Origin of the sequence: Colwellia sp. 6_MG-2023 (assembly GCF_030547765.1) — a bacterium.
Taxonomy (GTDB): Bacteria; Pseudomonadota; Gammaproteobacteria; order Enterobacterales; family Alteromonadaceae; genus Colwellia.
Window position 1 is genome coordinate 137,865 of the sequence record NZ_JAUOPP010000003.1, and the last position, 11,598, is coordinate 149,462.

The 11,598-nt window shown below is 35.5% G+C and carries 10 protein-coding genes; 4 read left to right on the forward strand and 6 right to left on the reverse strand.

Going from position 1 to position 11,598, the window contains the following annotated elements; genetic code table 11:
* Positions 1-66: 66 nt before the first annotated feature.
* On the reverse strand, positions 67-1,347 hold the full coding sequence (gene tviB / locus Q4503_RS03300; RefSeq protein ID WP_303601373.1) for a Vi polysaccharide biosynthesis UDP-N-acetylglucosamine C-6 dehydrogenase TviB: 1,281 nt from the start codon (positions 1,345-1,347) through the stop codon (positions 67-69).
* Positions 1,348-1,790: 443 nt separating this feature from the next.
* Here tviB and Q4503_RS03305 point away from each other — a divergent pair, with 443 nt between their 5' ends.
* From Q4503_RS03305 to serA, 4 genes are all read left to right on the forward strand, one after another.
* Entirely contained in the window at positions 1,791-3,314 is a 1,524-nt protein-coding gene (locus tag Q4503_RS03305; RefSeq protein WP_215973279.1) for a peptide MFS transporter, read from the forward strand.
* Positions 3,315-3,383: 69 nt separating this feature from the next.
* Entirely contained in the window at positions 3,384-4,022 is a 639-nt protein-coding gene (locus tag Q4503_RS03310; RefSeq protein WP_215973280.1) for a 5-formyltetrahydrofolate cyclo-ligase, read from the forward strand.
* A gap of 119 nt (positions 4,023-4,141) precedes the next feature.
* Complete coding sequence (gene rpiA / locus Q4503_RS03315) at positions 4,142-4,798, forward strand: ribose-5-phosphate isomerase RpiA (protein WP_303601374.1); 657 nt, start codon at positions 4,142-4,144, stop codon at positions 4,796-4,798.
* Positions 4,799-5,092: 294 nt separating this feature from the next.
* Complete coding sequence (serA, locus tag Q4503_RS03320; RefSeq protein ID WP_215973282.1) at positions 5,093-6,343, forward strand: phosphoglycerate dehydrogenase; 1,251 nt, start codon at positions 5,093-5,095, stop codon at positions 6,341-6,343.
* A gap of 196 nt (positions 6,344-6,539) precedes the next feature.
* Here the strand turns inward: serA and maiA are convergent, their stop codons facing one another.
* From maiA to phhA, 5 genes are all read right to left on the reverse strand, one after another.
* Positions 6,540-7,181 carry a maleylacetoacetate isomerase gene (gene maiA / locus Q4503_RS03325; RefSeq protein ID WP_215973283.1) on the reverse strand — a complete coding sequence of 214 codons (642 nt, stop codon included), beginning with the start codon at positions 7,179-7,181 and terminating at the stop codon, positions 6,540-6,542.
* Between the two features lie 28 nt (positions 7,182-7,209).
* Positions 7,210-8,211: a fumarylacetoacetate hydrolase family protein gene (locus tag Q4503_RS03330; protein ID WP_303601375.1), complete on the reverse strand. Its 1,002-nt coding sequence runs from the start codon at positions 8,209-8,211 to the stop codon at positions 7,210-7,212.
* Between the two features lie 295 nt (positions 8,212-8,506).
* Complete coding sequence (tyrR, locus tag Q4503_RS03335) at positions 8,507-10,072, reverse strand: transcriptional regulator TyrR (protein ID WP_303601376.1); 1,566 nt, start codon at positions 10,070-10,072, stop codon at positions 8,507-8,509.
* A gap of 157 nt (positions 10,073-10,229) precedes the next feature.
* The gene (locus tag Q4503_RS03340) at positions 10,230-10,574 is read right to left on the reverse strand and encodes a 4a-hydroxytetrahydrobiopterin dehydratase (protein ID WP_215973286.1); all 345 of its coding nucleotides are present in this window, start codon (positions 10,572-10,574) and stop codon (positions 10,230-10,232) included.
* 115 nt (positions 10,575-10,689) lie between these two features.
* A complete protein-coding gene (gene phhA / locus Q4503_RS03345; RefSeq protein WP_303601377.1) occupies positions 10,690-11,502 on the reverse strand; it encodes a phenylalanine 4-monooxygenase in 813 nt (270 codons plus the stop codon).
* Between the last annotated feature and the right edge of the window lie 96 nt (positions 11,503-11,598).

Consider the following 11,598-nt stretch of genomic DNA (forward strand, 5'->3'; position numbering starts at 1 on the left):
ATGCTTCGAATTAACTACCTTATTAAAGAAGGAACGAAACATCTAAAGAATGAAAATTTATCTAGTTTATAAACGAATATCGGCTAATTGAGGATCAAGCATATATTTCAAATCATAAATAACATGATCTGTTTTCATTAAACCTTTAATATTATCATTTGATAATGCTTTAAATTCATTATGAGCGACAGCGAAAATAACAGCATCATAATGAGATACTTTAGGCTTATCTATTAGCTCTACGCCGTATTCCTCTTTTGCTTCACTTGGGTTAACCCAAGGATCATAAACATCAACATTAGTATCGTATTCTGCCAGTTCAGATAAAATATCAACAATTTTAGTATTACGAACGTCTGGACAATTCTCTTTAAACGTTAAGCCCATGACTAACACATTGGCGCCATTAACACCGATATTACGTTTAATCATTGTTTTAACTAATTGTGAAACGACATAAGCGCCCATACCATCGTTAATACGACGACCTGCCAGAATAACTTCTGGATTGTATCCTATCGATTGTGCTTTATGTGTTAAATAATAAGGATCAACACCAATACAATGCCCACCAACTAAACCAGGACGGAAAGGTAAAAAGTTCCATTTCGTTCCTGCTGCTTTTAATACTTCTTCAGTGTCAATATTCAGCTTATTAAAAATAACCGCAAGTTCATTTATTAACGCTATATTTAAATCACGTTGAGTGTTTTCAATAACTTTTGCAGCTTCTGCAACTTGAATACTTGATGCTTTATATGTGCCTGCAGTAATAATTGAGCCATATAACTGATCGATAAACTCAGCAATTTCATTTGTTGAACCAGAGGTCACTTTTAAGATATTTGTTACTCTGTGTTCTTTATCACCTGGGTTAATACGCTCAGGTGAATAACCTGCAAAAAAGTCTTTATTAAACACTAACCCTGAATTCTTTTCTATTTGTGGAATACAAACATCTTCAGTAGCGCCGGGATAAACTGTTGACTCATATATAACAACATCTCCTTTCTTGATAACAGTCGCAAGCATTTGACTTGCCTTAACAAGCGGTGTTAAATCAGGCTGTTTATGTTCATCAATCGGTGTTGGTACTGTAACAATATAAACATTACTCGATTTTAATGCTTCTACATCACAAGAGTATGAAATAAAAGCTGAGTCAGCTAATTCATCTGTTGATACTTCTAAAGTGAAGTCGTGACCTTGCTTTAATTCTTCTACACGCTTGGTGTTAATATCAAAGCCTAGAGTTGGGTATTTTTTCCCAAACTCTACAGCTAAGGGTAAGCCGACATAGCCCAAACCAATAATTGCTATTTTTACTTCACTTGATGTAAGTGACATTGAATTATTCCATTTAAAATTGTATTAAATTCCACTAACTAGCAACTATAAAGGGTTGCTAGTGCTGAAACTATGCCCAATGATGCTTAATAAACTTATTTCACATTTCATTACGCGTAATAATAACAAAAGTTTAACAGTATATTTATAGTCAAACAACTTCAAACTCATGCATGTTACTGCTTAAACTCCACATGATTGAAATATTGTTAACAAGTAGTAAGCGATTCCCTTTTAAATAGTTTACTCTGTATTCTAGGAAAGATTTCGCTACACAACACCGATTAAGAAGTGCTTTGTTCGCAGTACAAACTTGCCTTTAAACTAAAGCACAGGTATAAAAGCACATTGTACACTTTTTTTGCCGTTTATATTTTTAAGGCAGCGTGTACATTTACGCAAGTATCTCTACTTAATATAATAATGAAAATTAGGACAATTTTATGTCATCAAAACCAGCAAAAGATTTTTTTGGTCAGCCTAGTGGCCTTAAAACGCTTTTTTTTACAGAAATGTGGGAGCGTATGAGTTATTACGGCATGCGCATGCTACTTGTTTTATTTATGACGGCAACGTTACAAGAAGGTGGTCTAAGCTTAACCGTTGCTTCTGCAGCCGCAATTTATGGGTTATATACAGGTTGTGTATATTTTATGGGGCTTCCTGGTGGCTGGCTTGCTGATAGGTTAATGGGCGGACAAAAAGCCGTATGGTATGGCGGCATTATTATTATGATCGGCCACATTATTTTAGCTATTCCTAACGATTATTCATTCTTTATTGGTTTGATTTTTGTTGTATTGGGAACCGGACTATTAAAACCGAATATTGGCGCTATGGTTGGTCAGCTATATTCTGACAAAGATGTTCGTCGTGATGGTGGCTACGCTATCTACTACATGGGCATTAACATAGGATCAATTATAGGCTACGGTGTTTGTGGCTATTTAATGGAAAATCAAGGTTGGCACTGGGCATTTGGTGCTGCAGCTGTTGGTATGGCTATAGGCTTAATTCAATACAAAATTACCACACCTAACCTTAATGGTGTTGGCGCAAGTCCAGTGTATCCTTTATCAAAAAAAGCACAGAAATTAAGCTGGACAATTATCGCCATATTCTTAGCTAGCTTGGCTGCATTAACTTATGCAGTATTTCAAGGTATTGTTACTATTGTACCGGTAACTATTGCACAATATGTTGCGGTTGCCTTTTCTGCTATTTTCGTTATTTACTATGCTACTATTTATTTCGGGGGCTCTTTAACTGTTGCGGAGAAGAAAAAACTCATAGCGCTACTTATTATTTGTGTCGCTTCAGCTTGTTTTTGGTCTGGTTTTGAGCAAGCAGGCTCTTCAATGAACTTGTTTACACGTGATTATACTGATCGTATTGTTGGTTCATTTGAAATACCAACAGGATGGTTTCAATCGTTAAACTCTATCTTTATCGTATTATTATCTCCTTTCTTCGCTGCCTTATGGATTAATTTAGGAAAAAGGCTTGTAAGCCCTTCTTACGGCATAAAATGTGCTGTAGGTTTAATTATTATGGGTAGTGGCTTTATTGTTATGTTTTTTGCAGCACAATATGCAGCGTCAGGAATGAAAATTGCGCCTTATTGGTTAGTTGCCACTTATTTCTTACATACTGTTGGTGAACTATGTTTAAGCCCTGTAGCTTTGAGCGCGGTAAGTAAATTATCACCAAAACGCTTTGCAGGACAAATGATGGGTATTTTTGTGTTAACTTACTCTATCGGAAATATTATTTCAGGTTTATTAGCGGGTAATTACGATCCAAATAATGTATCTCAAATACCTGCGTTATACATACAGATTAGCTTGTTTACTATTAGTATTGGTTTGATTGTTTTATTAATAGGTTTTAAATCTAGATTCTGGGAAAATGCATCAGATGAAAATGAAGTAAAACACAACGCTAATGTAGCAAGTAATAATGCTTAATTAACTTTTATTTAGCATTCAGTGGGTGTTTAAATACACCCACTTTTATTTTCAATTAAGAAATATAAGATGACTAAATCTTTATTAATCTCCCCCTCAAATGACACTAGAAACTCGATTCGAAAAATAATACGCGATAGAAGAAAAGAACTGACTAGTTCATTTCAAGAAAGTGCCGCACTAGCTTTATTATCAACACTCAAAAATAGTGTTTTTGTAAAAGAGTCTCAACATATTGCTTTGTATTTAGCCAATGACGGTGAGTTAGACTTACAGCCTTTTATTCATTGGTGCTGGCAGAAAAAAAAGCACATTTATTTACCCGTTTTACATCCCTTTTGTTCTGGTCATTTGCTATTCCTATTGTATGAAGAAAATAGCACAATGATACAAAATAGCTATGGTATTTTGGAGCCCAAACTAGCAGTCGATAAAATTTGCCCATTAGCCCAACTTGATCTTTTATTCACACCGTTAGTTGCCTTTGATAATAAAGGCGCTCGGTTAGGTATGGGTGGAGGTTTTTACGATAGAACACTTGCTAATTGGCAACAACATCAGCTCTCTCCAATTGGGCTTGCTCATGATTGCCAGCAAGTCGACACCATTCCTGTAGAGGCTTGGGATATTCCATTACCCAAAATAATTACCCCCACCCGAGCTTTCAATTTTACAACTGCCGCACAGAGTAAAAAACCAAATAAGTAAGTTCAATTTAAGGCTACCAACTTAGTATAGGTTGCTATTACTGTCTTTTTAACAAGCGACTGCTATAATCTGCGCATTAATGAAATACTAAAATAGCTATACTCCTATAAGGCAAACTCATGACACAAGATGAAATGAAAAAAGCAGCAGCATATAAAGCATTAGAATTTATTAAAGAAGGCACTATTGTTGGTGTTGGTACTGGCTCTACTGTTAATTACTTCATTGACGCTTTAGCAACGATTAAAGATGATATTGAAGGTGCAGTTTCCAGCTCTGATGAGTCGACTAAACGTTTGGAAGCACATGGCATTGAGGTATTTGATCTTAATAATGTAGGCGTTTTAGATGTTTATGTTGATGGCGCTGATGAAGTTAACAAGTATTTAACCATGATCAAAGGTGGTGGTGCTGCACTCACAAGAGAAAAAATTGTTGCCGCTGTTGCCAATCAATTTATTTGCATCGCTGACGATTCAAAGTTAGTTGACATATTAGGTACCTTCCCATTACCAGTTGAAGTGATTCCTATGGCGCGTAGCTATGTTGCTCGACAACTAGTAAAGCTAGGCGGCGACCCCGAATATCGTCAAGGTGTTATTACCGATAATGGCAATGTTATTCTTGATGTACATAACTTAAAAATTACTGATGCTAAAAAGTTAGAAGCTGATATTAATGCTATTGTCGGTGTTGTATCTAACGGTTTATTCGCAGCACGAGGTGCTGATGTACTGATCCTTGGTAGTAATGGCGGAATTGAAATTATCAAATAATATCATACACTTAAGGCCTGGTTTATTAGTTTTAATGTAATAATAAAAATAGTATCCACAAGCTTAATTAGTCATTCATCTAACTAATTAAGCTAAGTAACCAGATAAATAAACATAATAATCAAACACTTAATTTGTTTACTCAAATATTTTCTTTAGAGTTTATACGCTATATGTTATCTTATTGGAATTATAGATATCTAGCCATCTAAACGTTTTATTTAGCTGACTTTTATTTAACTGACTTTTTTACTAACAATGTAATTCTAACTTAAATAAGTGAAGCCATACCTTATGACAACAAGCAAAAAATCATTAGCAAAAGACAAAATAAAAATCCTTTTACTTGAAGGTGTGCATCAAAGCGCACTTGATGAGTTAAAGGAGAAAGGTTATTCGAATATTGAGTATATTAAAACATCACTTTCGAATGATGATTTAATTGCCAAAATAGCTGATGTGCATTTTATTGGTATCCGTTCTCGTACTCAGTTGACTGCTGAAGTTATCACCCACGCTAAAAAGCTTGTTGCTATTGGCTGCTTTTGTATCGGCACAAACCAAGTTGACGTCAAAGCAGCTAAAAAACGTGGCATTCCAGTATTTAATGCGCCTTTTTCTAATACCCGTTCTGTTGCAGAATTAGTATTAGGTGAAGCCTTATTATTGCTACGTGGTATTCCTGAAAAAAGTGCAAAAGCACACCGTGGTGAATGGTTGAAGTCTGCGGTAGGGTCTTTTGAAGCTCGCGGAAAAACACTCGGTATCATTGGCTATGGCCATATTGGAACTCAGCTTGGTATTCTGGCTGAAACGTTAGGTATGCGTGTTAAGTTTTATGATATAGAAACTAAATTACCTTTAGGCAATGCAAGCCAATCATCTTCCTTAAAGTCATTGTTAAGTGAAGCTGATGTTGTTAGTTTACATGTGCCAGAAACACCCCAAACACAGTATATGATAGGTACAGAACAGTTTACTGCGATGAAAAAAGGCGCGATTTTTATTAATGCTTCTCGCGGTACCGTTGTAGATATAGAGTCACTTGCACAAGCATTAACAGACAAAAAAATAGCAGGTGCTGCCATTGACGTATTCCCTGTTGAGCCTAAAGGTAATGATGATGAATTCGTATCACCATTACGTGGTTTTGATAATGTAATTCTTACACCACATATTGGTGGTAGTACAAAAGAAGCACAAGAAAACATTGGTTTAGAAGTAGCAAGTAAATTAGCGAAATATTCTGACAATGGTTCAAGTTTATCGGCAGTTAACTTCCCTGAAGTATCACTACCGGAGCATTCTTTACCTGGAGAAACAGGTACAAGCCGCTTACTACACATTCATCATAATCAACCAGGCGTTTTAACAAAAATTAACCAAGCCTTTGCTGAAAATAATATAAATATTGCTGCACAATATTTACAAACAGATTCAGAAATTGGTTATGTAGTTATTGATATTGAATCATCTGATAGTGCACAAGCATTAAAAGCATTAAAAGCGATTGATGGCACAATTAAAGCAAGAATATTGCATTAATTTATCAAGTTGGATTCTAATCTCGTTAACCACGATTAGAATCCAACCATTATCAGTATAATCCCTTTAAAAAATACAAATAGAGTTACTAGGCTTTTCTTTCGTTAATCATTATTTCACTAAACTCATTAAGCCGACTATCAATTTAAAGTAACATACTTAGCATGCTGCAGATGACTCAACATCATAAACAGCATCATAGCTGTGCATCAGCCTGATTTTCAGGTAATGCTAATTGAAAGGCTTCAAGTTTACTGCAATTATCTACTACTCGGTTTATATAGGGAAAATGATTCATATCAATATTAAAACGATTAGCGTTATACACTTGTGGTATTAAACAAATATCAGCTACAGTTATTTGATCTTTAAAACAATAGCAACCCGACGTATGGATAAGCTGCTTTTCTATCGCATTAAAGCCAATAACCATCCAATGCTTAATCCACGCTAATTTAGCATCACTTAGTAAGTTAAGTTCATCCACTAAATATTGTTGAACACGTAAATTATTTAATGGGTGAATTTCACAAGCAATATTTAATGCAAAAGCCCTCACTTTAGCCACATCTTTTATGCAATCAGGATATAATGATAACCCTGATTTTGCCGATTCAAGATAATCGATAATTGCTAATGATTGATGTAAAGTCAAATCATCATCAATTAAGGTAGGCACTAATTGGTTAGGGTTAATGGCAGTATAATCATCCTTATATTGCTCTCCACCATTTTTAACTAAATGTACTGGCACAGATTCAAAATCAATTCCTTTTAAGTACAAAGCTATTCGTACCCTATAAGCTGCCGTTGAACGCCAATAACCATAAAGCTTCATAATACCCCCTACTTTCTAATGCCTTTATTTATGACATTTTGTATTCGACAACCTTTTGATTAATAGCCCCAAAGATACTATCACCATTGTCATCAAACATTTCAATACGTACCTTATCGCCAAACTTCATAAATTCAGTACTAGCAACTCCATTGGCAACAATTTCTAACATACGTTTTTCCGCTAAACAGCTTGAACCAGCCGAACGATCGTAATTAGAAATAGTACCTGAGCCTACGATACAGCCCGCAGACAAAGGCCGAGTTTTTGCAGCATGAGCAACAATGGTAGGAAAATCAAACGTCATATCAACACCGCAACTTGGTTTCCCAAATAATGTGTCATTCAAATGGGTGATTAAAGGTAAGTGTAGTTTTTTACCATCCCATGCAGCCCCTAATTCATCAGGTGTAATCGCAACAGGAGAAAAGGCACTTGAAGGTTTTGAGCTAAAGAAGCCAAATCCTTTAGCTAATTCACCGGGAATTAAATTACGCAAGGATACATCATTCACCAGCATTAATAACTTAATATGGCTTGCAGCTTGTTCTGACGAAATTCCCATTGGAACATCATCAGTGATGACTGCTACTTCCGATTCAAAATCAATTCCATAGCTTTCAGATGCAACATTAATATCATCATAAGGCCCAATAAAAGCATCTGAGCCCCCTTGATACATTAAAGGGTCTGTCCAAAAGGTTTCTGGCATTTCGGCATTACGTGCTTTACGAACTAGCTCTACATGATTTACATAGGCACTGCCATCAGCCCATTGATAAGCACGAGGTAATGGTGACTCACAATTAGCTTGTTCAAAATCAATCATACCTGTCATATCACTATTGAATACAGCTTCATTTAAGCGGCGATAAACTAATGCTAATTTAGGTGCTATCTCTTGCCAGTTATCTAGTGCATTTTGCAATGTAACAGCAATATTAGGTACCGCAATCGCTTTAGTCAGATTACGGCTGACGACAACGAGTTGGCCGTCGCGCGTATTATTTTTAAGAGTAGCTAATTTCATGGAAAACCTTTTCGTAAAAAGACAATGATCAGAGAAGACTAATTCTATGAATATTTAGCTAAAATCGACAAGTAATTATAAAAGAGAGCGCGGCAAGCTTTGGAAGAAATTCTTTACAGGTATTTTGCCACTTGCATGGCAACGCGGTATTTTCTATTCATCGCGGTTAAATGAGCTTAATGAGAAGGTTATATATCATTAATATAAGATCGATTATCCTTTGTCAGTATACAATTCCTTACGTTTGCTTATATGCTGACAAAGGTATTTCACTATTTTTGTTATGTTATTAAGGCTAAATTTTTACTGTTTTTTTATTGATGTCATATTCACGTAATTTATTAGCAATGGCTGTGTGACTTAAACCTAATTTCTTCGCTAACTGTCTTGTGCTTGGGTAAGCAGGGTATAGCTTACGCAATAGATCAGCTTCAAACCCTTTTACTGCAGCATCAAGTGTCCCTTCAAATTCTTGTTCTAAATAACCATGTTCACGTGTATATGCTGGCAACTGAAGGTGACTTATTTCGATTTCATCACCTTCTAGCAATGAAGTTGCTCGGGTTAACACATTTTCTAACTGCCTCACATTACCTGGCCATGGATAATGTTCAATAAAATCTCGACATTCTGGCGTTAATTTTAAATTTACTCGACCAATACGCTGCCCAGCATGAGCAATAAAAAACTCGGTCAATGGTAAAATATCACTTCTTCGTTCACGTAGTGGTGGAATATTTAAACCAAAAACATTTAAACGATAATAAAGATCTTCTCTAAATTCTCCAAGCGACACTAAATGAAGCAGATCTTTGTTGGTAGAACTAATAATACGAACATTGACGGTAACCTCTTGTTCTGAATTGACCCTTCTGAAGCTACCATTTTGAATAACACGTAATAACTTACTTTGTAGCTTGGTTGACATTTCTCCCACTTCATCAAGAAAAACACTTCCATTATCAGCAAGCTCAAAAATTCCACGTTTGCCCTGAACTTGATCTTTTTCACCAACACCAAATAATTCAGACTCAGCGACATCATCCGGTAAAGCAGCACAATTTAAAGTCATAAAAGGTTGATCAGCACGTTCACTCGCAGCATGGCATGCTCTTGCTAATAACTCTTTACCTGTACCTGTTTCACCAATGATAAGAATAGAAGAATCAAGTAAAGACATGCGCTTAGCTTCTCTAATCACTTTTCTCATACTCGTGCTTCTAGCTTGTATTCCTGAAAAGGTATTTTCGCTCGGCTGTTTAAATGCATTAATCTGCTGACCTAAACGAGCTTCTGACTTTAATATTAATACTGCCCCGGCTAAAATCTGCTTGTTGTGTTCAGTATCGTCCTCGCTAGCAACATTAATTGGCATTATATCTGCCACGAAGTCCTCACCTTGAAATTTCAAACGGCAAGTTTGTGCTAACACATCGTCACTGTCTAACCAGCGAGTAAAGTTAAAACCTTTCAGCCATTGACTTACATGCTGACCTTTAACACTTTCATCATTATCACAGCCCATAATAGTAGCTGCAATATTGTTTACTATACGAATGTTTCCTTTAATATCTAAGGAAATAAAGGGATCGGGAAAAGTTTTGATGAGTGTTACTAATTCATTCCTTTCACGCTCTGATGGCATATAAGGTGCTGTTCGTACGTCCCCTACTCCTTCTAGTAAACGCAATTGTGGCATAAATTTTTGTAAATCTGAAAAGTCTAAATCAGGTATATTGATAAAGATTCTGCCTGGCTGCTTTAATTCAATACCTCGCACATTAATTCCATGTTCAACAAAAATCCCTAATACTTTTTGCCCCATACCAACACGGTCATGGCACGTAATTTCCAAGCGCATTTATACAACCTTTTCAAATACAAAAAACTTATTGTAAACTATTTTTTACAATATAAAAGCCTTAATAATAGATATTATTAAGGCTTTTATATATCACAAGGCTCCACTTTATATCAAAGAGGAATAATATTTGGAATTTAAGATATGAAAAATAAATTTAATCTGATAATAATTGATCAGTTTTTGCTGCACAAATAAAATCATTCTTATGCAAACCGCCAATAGCATGTGTCCACCAAGTTACTTTCACTTTACCCCACTCAAGTAAAATAGCAGGATGGTGAAATTCAGATTCAGCTAATTCACTCACCTTATTAGCAAATGCCCACGCCAATTTATAGTTTTTAAACTTGTATTCACGCTCTAACATCATCACTTTATTATGCACTTGAGGTACCCAATCAGGAATTTGCTTTAATAAGCTCTTCAATTCATCGTCACTAACTTGAGGTGCGCTACTGTGACATGCTTCGCATTGCTGTATTGATAATTCATTACTCATTTTATATTCCTTAATTGTTTACTATTATTTAACTATTTTGAAACTATATTTGTTAGCTAGACGCAAACTATCAATTAACTAGCCAATTAATAGTTACTTAACTGACCAATATATACTAAGCCATTTCTTTGGGTGGGAATTTAGCTTCGAATAAACCAAGTGATTTAGCTTCTTCAATTAACTGGAAAATTTCATCGACATCCAATTCTCTAATGCGATCTAAATCACTTACGCTATTTAGCATAAAATAAACTGGCTGCATAATATCAATACGATATGGTGTTCTTAAAACGTCGAGTACTTTATTCTTACTAAGCGCTCTTCGCTCCACATTTTCATTGGTCAATGCATACTGAGTTTCACTAGGTGAAGATAAAATTCCACCACCATAAATTTTTAAGCCTTGAGATGTACTAAGCAAACCAAACTCAATAGTAAACCAATACAAGCGAGCTAAATATAGCCGTTGTTCTTTCGTCGCGTTTAACCCCATCTTGCCATAGGCTTGAGTATAATTTGCAAATGATGGATTAGTTAGCAAAGGACAGTGTCCAAATATTTCATGAAAAATATCAGGCTCTTGTATATAGTCTAAATCTTCACTTTTACGAATAAAGGTTGCCACTGGGAATTTTTTTTCTGATAAAAGCTTAAAAAACTCACCAAAACCAATTAACGCTGGAACGGGATAACATTGCCAGCCGGTTGTTTCTAATAACACTTTAGAAACCTCACCTAATTGCGGAATTCTGTCTAATGGTAATTGCAGCTTTTCTAACCCGATCAAATACTCATCACAAGCCTTACCCTTTATATGTACAAGTTGTCGGGTAATTAGTGTGTTCCATATTTTATTTTCTTTTGCAGACCAATGAATCATCCCCTGTTCGTCAGCATCTTTCGAAGTATACCTTGTGGATTTTGTCATTGTTATTACCTTCTTTTCTATACGGGAGCCCCTTTAGTTATATTCATCTTAAGGCATGATATTAGAGAAAGGGAAGTGGTATAAACTTAACAAAAA